Below are 19,796 nucleotides of genomic sequence, written 5' to 3' on the forward strand. Positions count from 1 at the left end.
TGTCAACATCTACTCTCTCCACACGTTGTATATTCTGTCGTATAATGAGGCTGTACAACTTGGGGGCTTGACACGGTGCCGATCAATGCTATGCCGAAGGAGGTCATCATGAAGTTCACGATCTGGGAAGCCTTGTTCGTCCTCTCTATCCTGGGAAATACAGTGGCTGCCTTCGGAGGGACTGGTGTGGGCCAGGGGAGTGATCTCTCGCCCCGTGAGATCTACGAACGGACGGCTCCCGCGGTTGTGATGGTCATGGGACATTCTGACGGCGGCACGAGCGGGAGTGGGGGAACCGGGTCGATCATTCAGGCCGACGGAACGATCCTTACGAATGCCCATGTGGTCATCGAGGAACGAACGGGAAAACCCTACCCGCGGCTGTCGGTCTTTTTGAAGCCAGCACGGGTGACAGGCGATTCAAAGGTGGACTTGTCGCGCATGTATCGTGCGAGGGTCGTGGCATATTCTCACCCATTGGATTTGGCGTTGTTGAAACTAGAAGGAGTCACAGAGGCGCTCCCAGTGGTGAGTTTTAGCGATTCGTCACGCACGAGTATCGGAGATCACGTGGTCGCTATCGGACATCCGGAGCAGGGAGGACTCTGGACCTTGACCACCGGCGTCATCAGTGCAGAGGTTGACAACTTCAACGGGGTGAAGGGCAAAAACGTCTTTCAGACAGAGACGGGATTGAATCGCGGCAATTCAGGCGGCCCGCTGCTGGATGGAGAAGGACACATGGTCGGGATCAATACGGCGATCGCCCGCGTGGCGCCCGACGGGCTTCCGATCACAAGCATCAGTTTCTCGCTCAAATCCAGTGTGGCGACCCAGTGGATGCGGGATCAACATGTTGCCATTCAACAAGGGAACGGGACCACGTCCCGGATGGGGCAAACCAGAGTGGCGACAGATGGGTCGACGTCCGCTCCACCGGATCAATCCGCTCCGCAGGCCAAGCCAGCTCCCACACCAAGGGCGGAAGGATTGAATAAACCGCCCGTCAAACCAGATCTCGCCGACGCCGGTCCTGCTCGACCCTATGACCTCGATAAGTTAATCAGCGATCGGAGTAAGGCGGAGGCCGATCTCGACAATATGATCAGTGAGATGCGCGGTAGGATGAAAGGCCGCTAACCGCCGATCTCGCGGCGACATAATGTGACGTTCAGGCCAAGCGCTGCAGTCTTCTCGCGCAGGTCGCGTCTCTAGCTATCGAGTGTCCACCCTCGCTCTGCGCGTTTTCCCTTCTGTCAATCCGTTCAAGGCTGAACATTTGTGCTTCCCAAATCGTACGCCGAAAACCTAGGTGTTTCCCTTGGTCTGTCGGCGAGCCTCAGTGATGTTCTCTCCTCTCTGTACAACTTTGTCTCGTGCGCTGGTGGAAACCAACCAGTGATGAGGCGAATGGACTAGCCACATGGCCCATGTGGCTCTCAAAGAAGTGCACCGAAGAAAATGTGACGGCTGAATTGGTGCGAGAGTGCACCACCATCAGAGCATTTTGGATTAAAGATCGATTAGAGCGAACGGCATGAGCATTGCTGAGAAATATCTAGGTAGAGAAACAGGCTGGTGTCCCTATGATGCTCCTGCAAGCCCATTATCCGGTCGTTGCCGCGATCCTGGCCTTGATCGCCGGGATCTTCGCCGTCGACTGGTGGCTCCCGCAAACTCTCGCGATTACTGTGCTGTATGTGGTTCCTGTTCTGCTGGCGTCGCGGATTCATGTATCCTGGCTCACGTCACAGGTAGCAATCCTGGCCTCTGTCTTGACTCTGACGGAAATGATCCGCACGCCGCTGGCGAACCTCACCTGGGTGGCGGTGTGCAATCGATCCTTCACTCTTCTGGTCATTTGGGTCACGGCGGTGCTCTGTCTCCACCGGCAGCGGGACGAGGCGCGGCTGCGCAAAGTCTGTCAGGCCATCGAACAGCAGGTTGAAGAGCGAACGGCGGATCTGGCCCGGGCCAACAAACTCCTGGACGCTCTGCATGCAGAGGCTGTCTCGCAGCTCGCGGCAATCGTGAAGTCCTCGGATGACGCGATTGTCGGCATGACGCTCAACGGCATTATTAGAAGTTGGAACGCCGGGGCCGAACAGATCTACGGCTATACGGCGGATGAAATGGTCGGACGATCGATCTCACTGCTGTGTCCACCCGATCGACTCGACGAAGTGCCGGCGATGCTGGGCCGAATCGCACGCAGCGAGCACGTCCGCCACGTCGAAACAGTCCAGCGACGGAAACGAGGAACGCCGATCGATGTGTCGTTGACCGTCTCTCCGGTAAAGGACGCAGACGGTATCGTGATCGGTGCTTCGTCGATCGCCCGGGATATCACGGCGCGAAAGCGCACTGAAGCCGCTCTGCGTGAAAGCGAAGCTCGATTCCATATGATGGCGGACACCGCCCCGGTGATGGTGTGGATGGCCGGTCCGGACGGCCGCTGTACCTTCGTGAACAAGCGCTGGCTCGAGTTTACGGGGCGCTCGCTCAACGATGAGATCGGCGACGACTGGATTATCGGACTTCACCCGACCGATGCCGAACGGTGCCAGAACACCTACAAGGGTTCATTCAAAACCGAGCAACCGTTTTCGATGGAATATCGGTTGCAACGGAGCGATGGGAAGTATCGATGGGTTTTGGATACCGGAGTGCCGTTTTTCGAACCAGGCGGCCGGTTCGGAGGCTATATCGGAACCTGTGTAGACATGACCGAGCGCAAGGAAATGGAAGATCGATTGCGCAAGGCACTGAAGGACAAAGAAAGCCTCCTCCGCGAAGTCCATCACCGGGTAAAAAATAACTTGCAGATCATCTCGAGTCTGCTGAACCTTCAGGTCAGTTCGATCAAAGATTCGCAGGTTGCTCAGCTGTTTCGTGAATGCCAGGTGCGCATCACCTCGATCGCCTTGCTCCATGACACGCTGCATCGGTCCGACAACCTGTCCAAGATCGCCATGAGCGAGTATATGCGGACTCTGATCGGCCATCTCTTCCGGTCCTACGGAGTGGATAGCGCCAGAATTCGAGTCAACCTTCAGCTTGATGAGGTTGAATTCGACATCGATACAGGCCTGACGTGCGGCTTGATTCTGGACGAACTCGTATCCAATTGTCTCAAACACGCCTTCAACGGCCACCGCACAGGCTGCATTACGATTTCGCTGCAGGCGCACGCAGACGATACCTACTCGCTCCGGGTCAGCGACGATGGCGTTGGCCTGCCCAAGGACGGAGTCTTGAACAATCCGGACTCTCTGGGTCTGGAATTGGTCGGTCTCATGGCGGAAAAACTGGACGGAGCTGTCACATTGCAAAGCGGGCAAGGGACCGAATGGCAGGTCCGGTTCCGTCCGCTCCAGTACCAAGAAAGGATGTGAACTATGGAACAGGCCACCATTCTCGTTGTCGAAGACGAAACCATTGTGGCGAAGGACATTCAATGTAGCCTTCAGAGGCTAGGGTATCACGTGCCCGGTACGGCCACGTCGGGCGAAGAGGCGATCCGCAAGGCGGGCGAACTCAAGCCGGATCTGGTCATCATGGATATCGTGCTCAAAGGGCGGATGGACGGGGTCGAGACCGCGCAGCAGCTGCAGCATCAGTACGATGTTCCGGTCGTGTACCTGACCGCCTATGCCGATCGTCAGACGTTGGATCGGGCCAAAACAACTACGCCGGCTGGATACATGCTCAAACCCTTCCAGCCCACCGAGTTGCGCACGACCATTGAGCTGGCTCTGCACCGGTCACGGTCCAATCGGCATGTGAAGGAGAGTTTGCGCTGGTTGATGACGACTGTGCGCTGCATTCAAGAGGCCGTGGTCACCACCGACCGAGACGGCCGGGTGACCTATTTGAGCCCGGCTGCGGAAGCGTTGACCGGTTGGACGCTGCAAGAACTGGTGGAACTGGATCTCAGAGTCCTTTTACAGGCCGGCAAGGAGATGCCATGCGTGACAATCGACAATCCGGCTCGGCGTGCGATCGCCGAACGGAATGTCGTTCAACTGGAGGGGCTGTACTTGAAGAAGAAAAACGGGGCCGTCGACGAGATCAGCGGCCGCGTTGCGCCTGTGTCCGACGACGTAGGAACGATCATGGGCGCCGTGGTTGTCTTCCAAGAGATGAAAGGGACCGAGCTGGTGCGGGGAGAACTGGATCACCGTTATGCGAGGCCGGCAGGGATCATTAACCTCTGCGCCTGGTGCAAACGGGTGCCGGATGAATCAGGACATTGGTATGATCTCGCAACCTTCATCAGCGAACATTCGTTGCTCCAATTCAATGGAGGACTCTGTCCGGAATGTATGGCCAGGTGCTTCCCACGTAAGGTCGAGGATCAGGGGCAGTTGTGTGATCTCGAACCCTCACGTGATGAGTAGGGGTTTCTCAAATCCTGCGGGCAGTGTATGATGACACCCTGGCATGTCGCCGAACGGTTCCCTCGGTCGGTATCTTCCAGTCGCGGGCATCGCTTTGTCCGTCCTGTTCATCTGGGCGGCGGACGTACTCGCAAGAACTGATCTCGAGCGATTCGAGTTGCTCGGGCCTGTCAAGACGGTTGTCACGAAGTATCCCCAGTTACGGACCACTCATCAATTCGATCGAAACGGCCTCCTCACGAGCCTGGAGCTCTTCCAAACCGATGGGAAGGACTCAGCCCGCTACGTGTTTGTCCGTGATGCGTCGGGGCGTGTGACCGAGGAACAGACCTTCGAGCCGGATGGCACGATCGCCTATAAGAAGATTGTTCGTTATGGCTTTGACGAGCGGGGTCGGCAAACCGCGCTCGTGGCTGCCACAGACACGGGAGTCTTCACCAATGCGGAGTTTTCGATCTATGACCACCGCGGATTCCTGGTCGAAGAGCTCATTCTCTCCGGCCAAGGATTGATCGAAAAAAGCCTCTTCGATGTTCGGGGCAATCTCGTCTACCATGCGCGCTACTACCAAGGGAAATTGGTGCAAGAAGCGACGCATCACCACAACCCCCTCGGCCGTTTAATGGAAAGCCGGTACTACGGGTTCGATGGAGACTTGATGCGAAAGGACCTTTATCGCTACAACGAGGCGGGTCAGCTCATCGAACAGCAGAGCGAGCTCTTTCACCAGTCTCACCTCAGAAAGACGATCGTGACCTTCGAGTTCGACCACGTCGGCAACTGGAGCAAAGAGACCGTTCAGCAGTGGACGGACAAGGGTGGGAGTCTCACCTTGGCCGATACCGTCGTCAGCCGAGAGCGGCTCTTGACCTACTACGGATCAGAATAACGCGAGGTGCCCGGATGCCTGTGAGGGTGTTGTCCGACATGCATCCAGGGATGAAAGACCGAGTCGAAGATCCGATGTCGGTACCGGAGGATCTGCCTGATGCAGTTCATTCCAAAGGAAATCCTTCACAATCTCCTCATGGGCCTCCGGCCTGTCGCGAAGTTTGCCCAGCGATATCATTCGACGGGAATTAACGCTGACCCTGAGATGGTCAGCCGTGTGTTTGGACTCTATTCACGATTCGTATCCGTACAGGGGAAGGACATTCTGGAAATCGGTCCTGGTCAGACACTGGAAGTCTTGGAACGGGCGAAAGCGGAGGGGGCACGGAGCTGTGCAGCGATCGATGTGACGGAATACCGGTCGCCGGTGCAGGCGAGAGAGCGGGCTATTACATACGTGATATACGGGGGGAGAGAGGTGCCGTTTGAAGCAGACCGCTTTGACCTCATTTGGTCGTATACGACCTTTGAGCATTTGCGCTATCCCGAGCTCACCGTCCGAGAATGTTTTCGGATTCTTCGGCCGGGAGGGTGTCTCGTCTCTGTGATCGACCTCGGAGATCATGCGTTCTATGGACGTGCAGTAGCCGGCCCCGACAAACTGTTCGATTGCCTTCGGTATCCGGAATGGTTATGGAATCTCATGAGATGGAATCGAAGCTCGTATGTGAACCGACTGAGACGATCGGACTGGCTCAGGCTCTTCTCGCAGGCGGGATTTGTGGTGCGGGTGCAGGAGTCGACGGCCAGTGACAATATCGCGCGCTTGCTACCGACGCTGAAGTATCTGCACAAGTACAGTCATGACGACGCCGTCACGAGTATCTTGACGGTCTGCCTGGAAAAGCCGCTGAACGCTCACGCTTTGCAATCAAGCTAACTGGTAATCGCTCCTTCGGATGCGGAGGAGACGTGCCGTGCGTATTTAGCCATCACGCCGGAGGTATAGCGGGGAACAGGCCGTTTCGCCTTCTTCAACCGCGCCGCAATGTCTTTTTGCGAGAGTTCGACGTCCAAGCGCCGTTTCGCGATGTCGAACCGGATCATGTCGCCGTTCTTCACAGCGGCAATCGGCCCACCTTTGATGGCTTCTGGGGCAACGTGGCCAGCCATGAGGCCGTGGGTGGCGCCGGAGAACCGGCCGTCGGTAAGCAGGGCCACCGAGTCTCCCAGCCCCGCTCCGACGATTGCCGCCGTCACTCCCAACATTTCGCGCATGCCCGGGCCACCTGAGGGACCTTCATAGCGGATCACCACGACATCCCCGGCCTTGATCTGCCGTGCTTGGACGGCGACGAAGGCATCTTCCTCCCGGTCAAACACCTTCGCGGGACCGCGGAAGGTCATGATGGAATGGCCGGCCACCTTGACCACGCAACCTTCCGGAGCCAAGTTGCCCTTGAGGATGACCAATCCGCCGGTCGGCTTGATGGGATTCGACAAGGGTCTGAGAACTTGCTGGCCGGCCGTTTCCTTCGCCTCGTTGGCTTCTTCGCCGATCGTCTGCCCAGTCACCGTAGGTTGGCCGGCGTGGAGAATGCCCGCCTCGAGCAGCCGCTTGGCCACCAGCGTGGTTCCTCCAGCAGCATAGAGATCCGCCGCCGTAAACCTGCCTCCCGGCTTGAGGTCGGCGAGCAGCGGCACTTTCCGATTGATCTGATCGAAATCATCGATCGTGAGCTTCACGCCCATTTCTCGAGCGACGGCGAGCAAGTGCAGCACGGCATTGGTCGAGCCACCAGTCGTGGCCACCGCTGCGATCGCGTTCTCCAGCGACTTCCGCGTGATGATCTGGCGTGGTCGCAGATCGTGCTTCAGGAGGTCCATCACCATCCTTCCACATTCGAACGCCACGTCGTCCTTGTGTTGATCCATCGCCGGGACCCCGTTGCGACCCATCGGAGAGATACCGAGAAATTCAAAGGCGATCGCCATCGTATTGGCCGTGAACTGGCCGCCGCAGGCCCCGGGTCCGGGGCAAGCATGGTCTTCCAGGTCTTTCAACTCCGCATTCGTCATCGTGCCAGCCGCATGTTTGCCCACGGCTTCGAAGACATCTTGAATCGTCACGTCGTGACCTTGGAACCGGCCCGGCATGATGGACCCGCCGTAGAGCATCAGCGACGGCGCGTTCAAGCGAGCCAAGGCCATCACGGTCCCGGGGATGGTCTTGTCACAACCTGACAGCGCCACGACGCCGTCAAAGAGGTGCCCGCGTGCCACCAACTCGATCGAATCGGCGATCACTTCTCGGCTGATCAAGGACGCCTTCATCCCCTCGGTCCCCATCGAGATCCCGTCGGACACGGCGATCGTATTGTATTCGATGGGAGTGCCTCCTGCCGCTCGAATGCCGGCTTTCACCCGTTCTGACAGGCGCCGCAGGTGGAAGTTGCAGGGCATGACTTCGATCCAGGTGTTGGCCACGCCGATGAGCGGACGTGACAAGTCTTCATCGGTAAATCCAACGGCTTTCAACATCGCCCGTGCCGGTGCGCGGCCGGGACCGACCAACAGATCGTGGCTCTTGAGCTTCAATTCCTTCGGCATGCCTGCTTACTTGCCTTTCTTCCCTTCGTGCTTCTCGTGTTTCTCTTCTTTCTTCAATTCCGTGTCGATGACCGCACCGGTGGCGGCATCGATGTGGACTTCCGTGACGTTGCCGTCTGCACCGAGCACCTCGACTTCCCAGACGGTCTTGCCGTGCTTCTTTTCGAGTTCCGCCTCGACAACCGTGCCGGGAGCTTTTTCAGATGCAGTCTTGATCGCCTGATCGATCGTGGTCTTCGCCTCTTTGGCGAGATCCTTGACCTTGCCTTCTTTATCGTCGGCCCAGACAGCGGTGCTGAGTGCCAACACGATTCCGACTACCATGGCGGTGATGATTCCGACCGGTCTCATAGGAGGTCTCCTCTATGCTAAATGGTGAGTCATGCTGTGCTCCTCGGGGTCATTGAACTTTCATGTCTGATGGAGGGGCTGGTGTAGCCTTGCCATCACCCTTATGGGGAGTGGGGCCGCCATGCGGGCCTCCGCGGTCTTTTCCCATCTCCCTGTGCTGCTGCATCATCTTCTCATATTCGGCCTTCTCCTTTGCCCGCTGTTCGGGAGTGAGCAGCGCCAGCGCATCCCGCTTGGTCTTGATCACGGCCATGCGAAGGGCAAGTTGGTGGTCCATACTCTGCTTGATCTTCGCCTCGATAGCAGCAAGATCGGACTTTTCGTCCTCGACCAGCGCCGCATGTTCTCGTTCCGCAACGAGGATGTCTGCTTCAGCCTTGATCCTGGTGCGATCCAAATTGAGTTCCATTTCCTTGAGCTTCGAAACCTGTTCGTCGCTGAGACCGATCTCCTTTTGGTGCTTGATGAGATGGCGGAGGAAGTGCCCGGTCCCGCCATGCATCCCTCCCATCATCTTCATCATGCCCATCATCGGCCCGCCTATGCCGTACCCTTCGCCATGTCCCTCTTTTCCGTAGCCGTCGCCATGTTCGGATGGTTTCGGTGGCGGATCGGCCAAGCCGGTGGAAAGGCTCAGGGAAAGCGCAAGAACCACCGCAGTCCCGATCGTGAGAAATCGTGTTGCTATCGTCATCATGTCCTCCTTCGTGGTGAGCCTTCTCAGTGTCCCGTGAGTTGTTTCAGCAATCCTGCTTCTCCCTTGAGCCCATTAAAAATGAATTGGACGGCAAGCGCAGCGAGCAACAATCCCATCAACCGCGTAATGATTTTATCGGCGATGGGACTCAGCCACTTTGCGCCGGTCGCGCCAAGGGCAAAGATGATATAGCTTGCCAGACCGACCAGTGCAAGACAAGCCAGCAACATTCCCCGATGGGCCCACGTCGTCGCCTGAGCTTCGAGCAGGATCACCGTCGAAATAGCGGCCGGTCCGGCCAGCATCGGTATGGCGAGCGGCGTGATCGCGATATCCTCCTTACTGGTTCCCGCCGCGGTTTCTTCCGCAGTTTCCTGGACGGCGGATCGTTGCGCGCGCAACATATCCAGTGCCACTAAGAGCAGGACGAGCGCACCGGCCACCTGGATGGCGGGTAACGTGATGCCCAAGAGGTTCAACAACGACTGACCCACCAGCGCAAAGCCGGTCAGGAGTCCGACCATGACCAGACAAGCCACGCGCGCCATCCGCAGTCGTTGAGCGACAGTGTCGCGCGACGTCATGGCCACAAAGGCTGGAACGGCGGCAACCGGGTCTACGATCACGAACAGGGAGCTAAAGGCGAACAGCGCGTATTCGGCCAGCGTCATCTCAACTCCGCTGTGCCGACGCCAGCAACTCGGCGCGGGGATCCTGCTGTTTCATACGGCTGAGTTGGTCATACAGTTTGCGTTCTTCCTCTGAGACGGAAGGCGGCATCACGATCTGCAGAATGAGAAAGAGATCCCCATGTCCGCCGGAGGCCGAGGGTAACCCCTTTCCTTTTAAGCGAAGCTTGCTGTCAGCGCGGCTGCCGGGAGGAACCTTCACCCGCACCGGCTCGCCCAGCGTCGGCGCCATCACGTCCGCTCCGAGGGCTGCTTCCCAGGGCCAGACCGGAAGAGTCACATGAAGATCACTGCCTTGCAGGCGGAAAATCTTGTTGGGCTTGAGCAGGACTTGCAGATAGAGGTCGCCACGTTTCCCGCCGTTCTGTCCTGCCTGGCCCTTGCCTGCGACGCGAACCCTCGTCCCTTCTTGGACGCCGGCCGGAATTTTGACTTCGATGGTCTTGGGTTCCAGCCGAACACCGTGGCCCAAACAGGTGGGACAGGGACGTCCCCGCAGCCGGCCGCTTCCTTGGCAGGTTGAGCAAGGCACCGGCTCCTGCAAGCTGACCCGTTTCGTCACGCCGGTCAACACTTCACGCAACGTAAGTTCAACCTCCGTTTCAAGGTCTTCACCCGGCAGGGCAAAACCCTGTGCGGAACCGGCCCGTCCACGGCCGCCGAATAGGTTTTCAAAGATGTCGGAAAATCCTTCCCCGCCGAACGAAAATTCCGGTCCGGCCTCGCCGCGAGTACCGGCCTGCTGCCGCGCCCGCTCGAAGGCTTCGGCCTGTTCCCATTGGGCGCCGTACCGGTCGTATTTCTTTCGCTTGTCGGGATCGGAGAGCACTTCGTTGGCTTCGTTCAGTTCCTTGAACTTCTTTTCCATCTCGGTTTTCTTGGCGCCGCTATGGAGATCGGGATGGTACTGGCGGGCCAAACGCCGGTAGGCCTTCTTGATCTCGTCGGCGGACGCACCGCGAGCGAGGCCCAGAATCTGATAGTAGTCGCGTTCAGTTGTCGCCATGCGTTAAGGAGGTAAGGCCTCAGTCGTCAGTCGTCATTGATCGATTAGAGTGACACTCAGCGATCAGCGTTCAGCTTGTGATTCCGGAAGCTGACGGCTGATCTGACACAGCACTCAGCGCTAGAAATGCAGCTTACGGGGAGCCTTCCCACATTGCAAGGGTCATGGCAATGGACTAGTGAGAAGCTGCGATCTTGGCGCGCGCCATCATCTTGCAGTAGGAACAGACCTCGGCAGTAGTCGGCTGGCCGCAGGTTTTGCAGGGATGGAGGGTGGACTGATCCTTTTCTGTCATGGTTGCAGGACTCGATGGGCTCTTCTTCTGTTTGTCAAGAAATCCCCAGTAGAAGGTCTGCTTCGTGCCAGGCGATTCGGTTTCCAGCCGGTTGAGGACTTCCTTGTACACGAGCGTCCGGGCGCCCTTCGCCATCGGGCATTCCTCGACGATATAGTCGATCCGGTTCAACACCGCATAAGCGGCAAGTTCTCGTTCCGACAGCCGGTAGAGTGGTTTCACTTTCTTGGCGAACCCTTCGACCGAAGCCGGCAGCGACGGCCCTTGTTTGTCGAGATACTCTTCTTGCCAGTGGAGCACGTTTCCGAGCAGGCGGGCCGCCTCGTCGTCCAGATTGTGGCCCGTGGCCATCACGTCGTAGTCCTGTTCCACGGCGGCGCGATTGAATTGGTACCGTTTGATCGTCCCGCATGTCGAACAGGTCGGGCGGTGGATAAGCTGAGCCAGTTGCTTGATGCCGGCTCCTTCCTCCTCTTCGACGGTGTGGGTGAGCAACTTGGCGCCGTGCGAGGCAGCAACCGTTTCCGCGAACTTTGTGACCTTACGGTGGGATTCCTCCGAATAGGTTCCGATGCCGAGATTCACGTAGAGCGCGTCAGCGCGGTAGCCGAGCTTGAGCAGTATGTCCCAGAGAGCCAAGCTGTCCTTGCCGCCTGAGACCGCCACCAGGATGCGGTCATCTTTCCCGAACATCCGCTGCGACTTGATCGCCTTGGCGACCTGGTCGTGGACGTAGCCATTGATGCAGCCCTTGCAGAACGCGGCATTGTGGCGCGGCAGGTCGATGACCGCTTTGGTTTTACACTTCGTGCAGTTCATGATGTGAGAAAAAGGCTTTCAGCGTTCAGCCATCAGCTTTCAGCAAGAGTGACGGCTGATAGCTGAGGTCTCTCAGGAGCAATTCGATCATACGAGTAGGATGATGGCAAATGCAAATGGCGAGAGGACAGAACACAGTGGCCGATCCTGTACGATAACTGGGGGCTTCGGGCGGAAACGGCAACCTTGCTTGAAAGATGATTAGACATTGCTTCTGTTCAACCGCCGAGTGAAATTTCTTCACATGAGCCGTTCGAGCGCGTTCAAGGGAAAAATGTGTGATCGCAAGACCTGACCCCTAGTTCTTGGCTCAATTCTTGTTTCGCTCCCCTCTGATCGAATATTCACCAACACATAACGCACGGTAATCCTTGCCCACTTCTCCTGGTTGATCTGTCCGAGAGGCTATCGTAGAGTAACTCTATCTGATTGAACCGCTCGACAAGATCACTGACAAAACACTGCCGATCAGAGAGGAAGGAGGAATGTGATGCGACAATCACCCGCTGTTACGATCGTGGTCGCCATGGCGTTGAGTCTCAGTGCTGCCTTGATACTTCAGTCCACTGTGTGGGCCCAAGGAGTGCCCCCCGCTAATCAGGGTACCACGCCGCCCACACCTACACCTTCGTCGTCCGTGGAAGGCGCAATAGGACAAATCCAGACGGACACCGGTAAGACGACGGATGATGTCAAAGCCTTGGACGTGAACAAAGCCGAACAGGATGCGGGTCAGGTAAAACAAGATGTACAGGGTCTTGAGGACAACACCAAGAGTCTTGAGGACGGAGCCAAGGGACTGCTGAGTAATCCATTCGGCAAATGATTCGCAGTTACGGAAGAAAATCGAGGAGGGCCTAAAGGATATTCGCGCGTGACCTACCTGCTCTTTCTGGGATAGATGAGCCTACAGCGCACGACATCATGGACGGGCGTCCCTATATCAGGAAGGACGAGCTATTCAGAACAAAATCATTCCGCAAGCGACCTATGACAGGATCAAGGACCAGGTAGAGGCGAAACAGAAGTGAGGCATTCGGAGTGCGCCTCGTGTTGATTGCGCTGGACGCTCACCTTTGGGGCAGGAAGGGTATGCCATGAAAGCAGATCGGCTTGTGGTCCTCCTATGCGGGCTGATGGTCCCAATCGCCTCCTCGGTCCTTGCCGAGAGACCCTTAGGCAATCCCAGACAGGGTCAGGCCCTCTACCAGCAGCACTGCCTCAGATGCCATGGAGGGAGGCTGGATGGGAATGGACCGGACGCGGACTCACTTCGCTTGCGGCCTACCAACCTTCGTACATACCTCATGTTGGACAGAGGGGCGTCTGAATTGGAGGAAACGATCCGACAGGGTCGGAAGTTAACGCCGATGCACGCGTGGGGCACCGTCTTAACTGATCAGGAAATCTCTGATCTGGTTGCGTACATTCTGAGAGAGGTACCGCAGATAGAGGTGAAACCTTAGATCACCGAACACGGCGACGGGGATATCGTGACACCTGAAGCGACCAAGGATCAGATTGTGGCGAGACAGAAGTTAGAGGGCGATTTCTTCAGGACTTGTTTTCTCCGTGCTGCAAACAGAGATGTAATGGTGAGATCACTTCTTCTCGGGTTTGACTGGTTCTGGTGTTGGTTTAGCCGGAGAGGCTGGAGCCTCGGCCTGACTCTCATCGGCTTTACCGAGGAAGTACACCGGCTCTTCTCCCCTCAAATGCTCTGGGCGTATGATGTATGTCCCATAGATACTCTTGGTCCAAACAGTCTTCGCCGTGTCAGAATCTCCCCCTGAAAACAGGTAGCCTAGACCACCGACGACGGCGCCTCCGAGCGCAAAGGCGCCTTTGCCGATGATGTAGGGAACAGTCAGTGCCCAGGCGGCAACCTGGGTTCCCGTGTCGTCTGATCCGTCACCGCCAGAAGCCGCATCATCAGCCCAAGCCCATCCAGGCGGGAGCAGGAAGACTCCCACCACTGCCACCAGCAACACCAGGGCGACAGCTTTTGTCCAACCAGTCAGCAAGTGGGTTCTCGTTGCGATGAACCTTTCTGGCTGGCCGGAGGCCCTTGGGAGGATCCTACATGAGGTGCTGAAAGACACGGAACAAAGTCCTTTTCCGTTCTCTGCGAGAAAGGCCCCTTCACAATTACATTACAACAGCTGCAATCGTTACTGGTCAAGGGCGGCCCGGACCATTGCCTGCCCTAGTGGGAGTGGGGGAAGATGCTTCTGCCGAGGGAAGCTAGAGGCACGGATCTGAGAACTGAATGCACCTTAGTCTGGCGACTCGGGGATGTCCGTCACATACAGATCAAAAAGATAATCGTCTCTAAAAGGACGTGACTCACATTTCGCTATAAATGCGATAGGGATTTCGAGCAGTGAGGCAGTCGTTTCCCGTGCGTGAGGGTACATGAGTATATGAAACTGTTTTTGATGAGTCAGGTATTTTGCGATGTCCTCGTTCGAAGCATAGCCAACATAGTACACGATCCCATCATGCTTCTTGTGAATCTCCAAGGGGAATGTGTTGTCACGCTTCGCGCTGAGCGATGGGACATCGCACAGTGAGAAACCATAAACTCCATTCGGCAAATTCTGTATTTTCGCTCCATCTTCTAGTTTGGTCAGCGGCCTGAGATCGTACCTCCGGCGTAGTTCTTCCAGTACATCATCGGGGGCAACTTTTCCATCCCGACTCTTTCCGCCATCGGTCTGCCTGTTCTTTGCGTCATTGGTCCCGCTCCACATTCCGGTGAAGTTCATTGGAAAATTCCACCTGACCATGAGGTAAACTAGCACCACCAACCCGACCGGAACAGATATCAGATACACGTACCACCGTTTCATGCCGGTTAGGATACGCCAATACCCTCCCGCAAGTAAAAAATAAGCGGGCCCGTTCAACACCTGCGGCAGATGACGGCTCTTCGCCGTCCCCCTTCTCGAACTCCTGACGCACGGCGCTCAAGAGTGACCCTGACAACGCCACCCACCTGCATATAAGGGCCGCCTCAAGTTTTGCGCTCGCACAGCCTGGCGCTCATTGCGAGACCGTGGTGCGACTGATGCGAAGGGAAAGGCAGGAAGGAATCGAGTCTGCTAGAAAGCGCCCCCCGAGATCACCGGTCGGATTTCGATCTGGTCCTTGTCGGTGAGGATTTCGTCTTCCGTCACGAGCTCATCGCCGCGAATCACCAAGTGTGCTTCAACGATGAGGTTCAGGTCCCGCAACAGGTCCTTCGCCCGCTTGGGACCCTTGACTTCGACCGTTCTGGCTGGATGACTGAGCTGGATCTTCATTGCGCACGATGATACGGGTGGTTGCTAGACGATTGCAAATAGGCTGTACCGTCCCCAGAACCACTGAGACGGTTGACTCCTCCTGGCTTAGGTAGTCACAGCCGATTCCTCAGGGGAGGGTCGAAACTTGCGTGCTTCTTGCCTGAGCCTGTATGAGGATCGGCACGATGTCTTGGTGCCCTAACTTCTCCGCCATAAGCGACGGGCTTTGTAAGAACCAAGCGGATCGAGGGACAACGGCTCCACGCTCCAACAACAACGCAACAGTTTGCTTATCACCTTTATAGACAGCGGCGTGCAACGCGGTCCATCCGGTAATGTCGGAAGCATTCACATCCGCTCCGGCGTCGAGTAACACTTTGACCGTGTCTGCATGACCCTGCGCAGCGGCGATCATAAGACCGTTCGTCCCGATGATGGGGAATGACGAATTTGCATCAACCCCCTCTTGGAGGATACCTCTAACGGATTTCGTCTCACCGGCGCCTGCGGCATTGAGCAGAGAGACGGTCGTACAGGCAGAACACAGTGCGAGCAGGGGCAGAAGTAAGGCGACAAGGGACCTGGGTATCATCTGATGATCCTGCGATCAAAGCAGCTATTGGACAGAATAGCAGAGTGTCGTGAAGATTAGAACGGGTAATCTAGACCTACGAAGACGTTAGTCCCATCGCGTCCATACCCGATGTCCAGTCGACCGACGACATTGGGGCGAGCGAGCATCCGAAGGCCGACGCCGGGGTTCACTTGGAGATTCGTGAAGGACTTGGTGCCGAAAGTGTCATACACCCGTCCAATGTCCATAAAGGGAGCGGCTTCGAAACTGATCGGGTGGTCAAATATTCGTTTTTCCAGGACGGGGATCCGTTCTTCAAAATTGACGAGGAGCGCATTCTCATCGATAAACCGACCCTGACCAAACGCTCGTAACGTCGTCTCTCCACCCAACGTAGGCTCTTCATAGAACGGCACGCCCGGCCCGCTGATCGAATCCATATAGGCATGGGCCGCAAAGACAAGCCCGGGCCCGTGGGGAACCAGCTGCCGTGCATCAAACGAAAACCGCCACCACTGGTTTTTCCCTGAAAGCTTCAAATTCTGATTGAACTCGGCTGAGACATTAGCATAACTGCCCTGCGTCGGGATCAATTGTTTGTCCCGTGTATCATAGCGAAGCGAGAGTTTGTGCCCCACGATCTGTGCTCCATCGATTCCAGTGACGTTGGGGAAAGCCACGCTCGTTTGTGGCAACGAGTTCACCGCTCCCTGATCGACTCGGACATCGTGATAGCGTTCGGTCCACATGAGGGCAAAGTCCGAGGTGAGATTGATGCCGGCGGTCAACTCTACAATGGCCTCTCGTGAGGTGTAATTGGTCTCGTCGCTTTCCGGAGTAGTGTTCCCGATACCGAAAAACCGGCGAAAGGCGTTCTTGAACCAATGGATGTCTGCCGCAATGATGTAGCGGCCTCCGCCAGCCGCGACGTTCTTGTAACTCAAGTCGAAGTCTCGCTCGATCTTCGTCGCGTACGAGGCCACCGCATGATAGGTCTCGGTGTCGGACGGATATCCGTAATAGTTGAGCGACAACGTCTCGCCAATGTATTGGTTGTGCAGATATTGGGGGGCGATAATATCTTTGACTTCATCATTCCCAGTCGATCGTAGTACCGGCATCAAGGCTCCAACCCAGTACTTCTCGTTCCGGTTATAGGAAAAGGCAGGAAGCGGGATGTAGGTATACTCACCAGCGAGAGGTACGGACTTCAGGGCCTCTTCTTTGCCTTCGGCTTGCTTGGCCTCAGCGCGCTCATATTCCGTTTCTGCAACTGGCGAGGGGTTCTGTCGCGGATGAAGAGGACCGATGAATTCGGACGCAGCATCCGACTTGGTCTCAGCTAAGGAGTAATCGGGCAACAGAAGCAGTGAGCAGAACACTGTGAACAGGCGAGCCAGTCTACCCAGGGCACAAACAGACTCGTCCCAACCCAACTCTCGCACGGTCGGTGTGAAATGTGCTGTAAGGAGGAGACGAAGGTACCAAGGAAAGGGCCAGACGAGACTTTGACTGCGACGCCGGAACACGACAGGGAAAATTGGCGGCTCCTTTCCACTTCGCGGGCGTCACATCTCCATGAGACGGAAAAATCTTAGAGTAGGCAGCCCCTGCGGGTTTACAGAAGTAACATTCAACTATGTACCGGCAATGACTCGCCCGACCACCTCGAGCGAAAACCTTCCAGGGAGTCGTTTCATGACTAGGCCCAGTTTGCTCCGTTCATGTGTTGGCTATGAGAGATAGCGCGAGCACTTGCTTTGCGTGTCCTGCCCTGCTCACGATTCATTCGACGCCATATAGAACAAAAGCGCAATAGCTGCAGCCATTGCCGCTCTTCCAGTAACTGTGAGGGAATTCCACAATGATCCTGTCGCGTATGTCTCTAGAGTAAGAGGAACTGACGGTGATTTACGTGGCACGGCTTGGGCAGTGCAAAACAACCGATCTGCCTGTTGAATGAGCGGGAACCAGGTACCCCGGAAAGTAAGGTTTCGCAGGAATGGTTAAGATCCACTGCGTGAGGCACCCATGTTTACGTCCTGGACTCAGTTCAACCATACTTGGCGGAACCAGTCAACGGTTCGTCTTAGCCCCTCCTCGAATGACACCGTCGGATACCACGCAAGTTCCTGTCGCGCCTTTGTGGCTGTGACTTCCTTGCCGTCGAAGTCGCCGGGCCGTGCTGGTACGAATTCGAGCTTCACGTCATCGCCAAGTAGCTTCTTGATCCCCTCGGCTACTTCAAGAACCGTCACTTTCCTCGTGCCCTCAAGGTTGTAGGTCTGGTTCACGGCCTTGTCTTTCATCGCAAGCACATGGGCTTCGGCCATGTCACGCACATAGACAAAGTTGCGATACTGTTCGCCCTTGCCGGAGATCGTCAGCGGCTGGCCGTTCAACGCTTTCTTGATGAAAGCGGGAATCAGAAGTTCTTCGCGCATGCGCGGGCCGTAGGGAATGCCGTACCGCAGAATTGTAAACGGTACCTTATACAGTTGAGCATAGTTGTGGCAGACCATTTCGGCTGCCATTTTCGTGGACGTGTAGATATGGCCGGCACCTTCCAAGTAGAAGGGAACAGTTTCGTCCACCGGTTTACCGTTGGGCGCGCCGTTATAGACCCACACAGTCGAAGCCAAGTGAACACGCTGGACTTCATTGATCCTCGCAGATTCAAGTATGTGGGTCGTGCCCATCACGTTCAGCGCTGTGGAATACACCGGATACTTGTACGCATAGTTCACATTCGACACAGCGGCTAGATGAAAAATATGCTCAACTCCCTTAGTGGCTTCGAGGACCGACGAGAGATCCATAAGGTCCACGTCCTCGAAGCCTACGTCTGATCGATGGGGGCGTACCCTATGGTCGATCACCGTCACCCGATGTCCGGCATCCATCAGGGCATCGACGACATGGGATCCGATGAACCCACTGCCTCCAGTGACAACAACCTTTGCCATATTGAGGTCTCCTTTTTGGTTAACCGACGACGGCTTTCAATGCATGGACGACGTGCTGTGCGTCTTCCTCCTCCATACCGGAAAAGACAGGCAGGCAGAGGTGCCGCGCACAATAATCCTCAGCCATAGGAAGCGACTCTGACACGTACCCGGCAAATACCGGTTGTTTGTGAAGCGGCTCTTCGTAGACCTCGCCGGCCAGCGAGATGCCGTATTTTTCGCGCAACAGGGTCTTCAAGGCTTTGCGATCCTGCCTCTCTTTGAGCACGACGAGGTACTTGTAATAATTGCAGATCCCTTGAGAAGGGACTGCCACGGTCGTCAGGTTTCTGAAGATCCGCAATTCACGGTCATAGACGGAGGCAATTTTCTGGCGATCGTTGATCATCGCGGGCAAACGTTCGAAGTGCTTGAGTCCGATAATGGCGTGGGGCTCAGACATCCGCCAGTTGTACCCCATACGAATGTGGGCATTTTGTGTAAAGCTGGCTTTTCCTTGGTCCCTATAAATGCGGGCCTCTTCGGCAATGCGAGCGTCGTTCGTCACGATCATGCCTCCCTCTGCCGAGGTCATGACCTTCGTGGGATAAAAACTAAAAGATGCGGCGATGCCGAATGCACCGGCACGGACGCTGTTTAACGACGACCCATGCGCATGGGCCGCATCCTCGACCAGCCACAAGCCTTTTTGGGTCGCCCATCGCTGCAACTCAGGAAGGCGGCGGGACACGATGCCTCCAATGTGCACGACAATCAGGCCGGCGGTCTTGTGTGTCAGCTTCTCCTCGAGGTCTTCCGGCCGCACAGCAAATGATTCGGGGTCCATGTCCACGAGAACCGGATGCCCGCCGGCGTGAATGACAGCAGCCGCTGTAGCAAAAAATGTGTTGGTGGGCACCAGGACGTCCTTGCCCTCAACTGCGAGTGCCCGAAGGATGATTTCCAGCGAGCTGGTGCCGCTGCTCACGGCGATCGCGTGGTTTGTCCCGCAGAACTGGGCGAACTTCTGTTCGAATTCGGCTCCGTATTTCCCGAGCGTCAATTGGCCGGTGCTCAGGATCTCCTGAATCCGTTCCGCGATCCAGGCGCGGTCTTCAGGCAGAAACTGAATCTTCGCAGCGGGGACTTTCCTCGTTTGTCCCGCCCCGCCGTCTTGGCGTGCCAGCCCGTTCACGGATGGGCGCGGGCTGTGTGTCTGCTTCAGAGTTTGCAAATGATCACCGCTCCTTTCTCATTGACCGACCTTGGGTTCTTCAAAATACCAGGGAAGG

19 protein-coding genes are annotated in these 19,796 nt (G+C 56.5%); 6 read left to right on the top strand and 13 right to left on the bottom strand.

Annotation, left to right across the window (positions count from 1 at the left end; all coding sequences use genetic code 11):
- Window positions 1-108: 108 nt before the first annotated feature.
- From VEI50_09530 to VEI50_09550, 5 genes are all read left to right on the top strand, one after another.
- A complete protein-coding gene (locus VEI50_09530) occupies window positions 109-1,140 on the top strand; it encodes a serine protease (GenBank protein ID HXX75358.1) in 1,032 nt (343 codons plus the stop codon).
- A gap of 446 nt (window positions 1,141-1,586) precedes the next feature.
- Window positions 1,587-3,395 carry a PAS domain S-box protein gene (locus VEI50_09535; protein ID HXX75359.1) on the top strand — a complete coding sequence of 603 codons (1,809 nt, stop codon included), beginning with the start codon at window positions 1,587-1,589 and terminating at the stop codon, window positions 3,393-3,395.
- A gap of 3 nt (window positions 3,396-3,398) precedes the next feature.
- The gene (locus tag VEI50_09540) at window positions 3,399-4,400 is read left to right on the top strand and encodes a response regulator (protein ID HXX75360.1); all 1,002 of its coding nucleotides are present in this window, start codon (window positions 3,399-3,401) and stop codon (window positions 4,398-4,400) included.
- 43 nt (window positions 4,401-4,443) lie between these two features.
- Window positions 4,444-5,289 carry a hypothetical protein gene (locus VEI50_09545; protein ID HXX75361.1) on the top strand — a complete coding sequence of 282 codons (846 nt, stop codon included), beginning with the start codon at window positions 4,444-4,446 and terminating at the stop codon, window positions 5,287-5,289.
- 99 nt (window positions 5,290-5,388) lie between these two features.
- Window positions 5,389-6,171, top strand: a complete 783-nt coding sequence (locus VEI50_09550; protein HXX75362.1) for a methyltransferase domain-containing protein — start codon at window positions 5,389-5,391, stop codon at window positions 6,169-6,171.
- Here the strand turns inward: VEI50_09550 and ilvD are convergent.
- The 6 genes from ilvD to VEI50_09580 all read right to left on the bottom strand — a co-directional run bounded on the left by ilvD (window position 6,168) and on the right by VEI50_09580 (window position 11,698).
- Complete coding sequence (ilvD, locus tag VEI50_09555; GenBank protein HXX75363.1) at window positions 6,168-7,841, bottom strand: dihydroxy-acid dehydratase; 1,674 nt, start codon at window positions 7,839-7,841, stop codon at window positions 6,168-6,170. The two genes, VEI50_09550 and ilvD, sit on opposite strands and share 4 nt — an antisense overlap.
- A 6-nt stretch (window positions 7,842-7,847) precedes the next feature.
- Window positions 7,848-8,192, bottom strand: a complete 345-nt coding sequence (locus tag VEI50_09560) for a PepSY domain-containing protein (GenBank protein ID HXX75364.1) — start codon at window positions 8,190-8,192, stop codon at window positions 7,848-7,850.
- A 49-nt stretch (window positions 8,193-8,241) separates the two neighbouring features.
- Window positions 8,242-8,889: a Spy/CpxP family protein refolding chaperone gene (locus VEI50_09565; GenBank protein ID HXX75365.1), complete on the bottom strand. Its 648-nt coding sequence runs from the start codon at window positions 8,887-8,889 to the stop codon at window positions 8,242-8,244.
- 23 nt (window positions 8,890-8,912) lie between these two features.
- Window positions 8,913-9,560, bottom strand: coding sequence for a MarC family protein (locus VEI50_09570; protein ID HXX75366.1), 648 nt, complete (start codon window positions 9,558-9,560; stop codon window positions 8,913-8,915).
- Window position 9,561: 1 nt separating this feature from the next.
- Window positions 9,562-10,584, bottom strand: a complete 1,023-nt coding sequence (locus tag VEI50_09575; protein HXX75367.1) for a J domain-containing protein — start codon at window positions 10,582-10,584, stop codon at window positions 9,562-9,564.
- 175 nt (window positions 10,585-10,759) lie between these two features.
- On the bottom strand, window positions 10,760-11,698 hold the full coding sequence (locus tag VEI50_09580; GenBank protein ID HXX75368.1) for an ATP-binding protein: 939 nt from the start codon (window positions 11,696-11,698) through the stop codon (window positions 10,760-10,762).
- A gap of 490 nt (window positions 11,699-12,188) precedes the next feature.
- On the opposite strand from VEI50_09580, the gene VEI50_09585 reads away from it, so the two are divergent.
- Entirely contained in the window at window positions 12,189-12,524 is a 336-nt protein-coding gene (locus VEI50_09585; GenBank protein HXX75369.1) for a hypothetical protein, read from the top strand.
- A 775-nt stretch (window positions 12,525-13,299) separates the two neighbouring features.
- Here VEI50_09585 and VEI50_09590 read toward each other — a convergent pair.
- The 7 genes from VEI50_09590 to VEI50_09620 all read right to left on the bottom strand — a co-directional run bounded on the left by VEI50_09590 (window position 13,300) and on the right by VEI50_09620 (window position 19,738).
- Window positions 13,300-13,722 carry a hypothetical protein gene (locus tag VEI50_09590; GenBank protein HXX75370.1) on the bottom strand — a complete coding sequence of 141 codons (423 nt, stop codon included), beginning with the start codon at window positions 13,720-13,722 and terminating at the stop codon, window positions 13,300-13,302.
- A 252-nt stretch (window positions 13,723-13,974) separates the two neighbouring features.
- The gene (locus VEI50_09595) at window positions 13,975-14,550 is read right to left on the bottom strand and encodes a hypothetical protein (protein ID HXX75371.1); all 576 of its coding nucleotides are present in this window, start codon (window positions 14,548-14,550) and stop codon (window positions 13,975-13,977) included.
- A gap of 252 nt (window positions 14,551-14,802) precedes the next feature.
- Window positions 14,803-15,003 carry a MoaD/ThiS family protein gene (locus tag VEI50_09600; protein ID HXX75372.1) on the bottom strand — a complete coding sequence of 67 codons (201 nt, stop codon included), beginning with the start codon at window positions 15,001-15,003 and terminating at the stop codon, window positions 14,803-14,805.
- Between the two features lie 109 nt (window positions 15,004-15,112).
- Window positions 15,113-15,577 (bottom strand): ankyrin repeat domain-containing protein, encoded by a 465-nt coding sequence (locus tag VEI50_09605; protein ID HXX75373.1) that lies wholly within the window; start codon window positions 15,575-15,577, stop codon window positions 15,113-15,115.
- A 56-nt stretch (window positions 15,578-15,633) separates the two neighbouring features.
- Window positions 15,634-16,941: a BamA/TamA family outer membrane protein gene (locus tag VEI50_09610; protein ID HXX75374.1), complete on the bottom strand. Its 1,308-nt coding sequence runs from the start codon at window positions 16,939-16,941 to the stop codon at window positions 15,634-15,636.
- A 666-nt stretch (window positions 16,942-17,607) separates the two neighbouring features.
- Entirely contained in the window at window positions 17,608-18,525 is a 918-nt protein-coding gene (locus tag VEI50_09615; protein HXX75375.1) for an NAD-dependent epimerase/dehydratase family protein, read from the bottom strand.
- 19 nt (window positions 18,526-18,544) lie between these two features.
- The gene (locus VEI50_09620; GenBank protein HXX75376.1) at window positions 18,545-19,738 is read right to left on the bottom strand and encodes a DegT/DnrJ/EryC1/StrS family aminotransferase; all 1,194 of its coding nucleotides are present in this window, start codon (window positions 19,736-19,738) and stop codon (window positions 18,545-18,547) included.
- Between the last annotated feature and the right edge of the window lie 58 nt (window positions 19,739-19,796).

Source organism: Nitrospiraceae bacterium (assembly GCA_035623075.1).
Lineage (GTDB): Bacteria > Nitrospirota > Nitrospiria > Nitrospirales > Nitrospiraceae > DASPUC01.

Excerpts from the sequence above, each read along its gene's own strand:
- VEI50_09565 (HXX75365.1), bottom strand. The coding sequence starts at position 8,889 with ATGATGACGATAGCAACACGATTTCTCACGATCGGGACTGCGGTGGTT.
- VEI50_09600 (HXX75372.1), bottom strand. The coding sequence starts at position 15,003 with ATGAAGATCCAGCTCAGTCATCCAGCCAGAACGGTCGAAGTCAAGGGT.
- VEI50_09560 (HXX75364.1), bottom strand. The coding sequence starts at position 8,192 with ATGAGACCGGTCGGAATCATCACCGCCATGGTAGTCGGAATCGTGTTG.
- ilvD (HXX75363.1), bottom strand. The coding sequence starts at position 7,841 with ATGCCGAAGGAATTGAAGCTCAAGAGCCACGATCTGTTGGTCGGTCCC.
- VEI50_09615 (HXX75375.1), bottom strand. The coding sequence starts at position 18,525 with ATGGCAAAGGTTGTTGTCACTGGAGGCAGTGGGTTCATCGGATCCCAT.
- VEI50_09535 (HXX75359.1), top strand. The coding sequence starts at position 1,587 with ATGATGCTCCTGCAAGCCCATTATCCGGTCGTTGCCGCGATCCTGGCC.
- VEI50_09530 (HXX75358.1), top strand. The coding sequence starts at position 109 with ATGAAGTTCACGATCTGGGAAGCCTTGTTCGTCCTCTCTATCCTGGGA.
- VEI50_09545 (HXX75361.1), top strand. The coding sequence starts at position 4,444 with ATGTCGCCGAACGGTTCCCTCGGTCGGTATCTTCCAGTCGCGGGCATC.
- VEI50_09570 (HXX75366.1), bottom strand. The coding sequence starts at position 9,560 with ATGACGCTGGCCGAATACGCGCTGTTCGCCTTTAGCTCCCTGTTCGTG.
- VEI50_09575 (HXX75367.1), bottom strand. The coding sequence starts at position 10,584 with ATGGCGACAACTGAACGCGACTACTATCAGATTCTGGGCCTCGCTCGC.
- VEI50_09595 (HXX75371.1), bottom strand. The coding sequence starts at position 14,550 with ATGAAACGGTGGTACGTGTATCTGATATCTGTTCCGGTCGGGTTGGTG.
- VEI50_09540 (HXX75360.1), top strand. The coding sequence starts at position 3,399 with ATGGAACAGGCCACCATTCTCGTTGTCGAAGACGAAACCATTGTGGCG.
- VEI50_09585 (HXX75369.1), top strand. The coding sequence starts at position 12,189 with ATGCGACAATCACCCGCTGTTACGATCGTGGTCGCCATGGCGTTGAGT.
- VEI50_09580 (HXX75368.1), bottom strand. The coding sequence starts at position 11,698 with ATGAACTGCACGAAGTGTAAAACCAAAGCGGTCATCGACCTGCCGCGC.
- VEI50_09550 (HXX75362.1), top strand. The coding sequence starts at position 5,389 with ATGCAGTTCATTCCAAAGGAAATCCTTCACAATCTCCTCATGGGCCTC.
- VEI50_09605 (HXX75373.1), bottom strand. The coding sequence starts at position 15,577 with ATGATACCCAGGTCCCTTGTCGCCTTACTTCTGCCCCTGCTCGCACTG.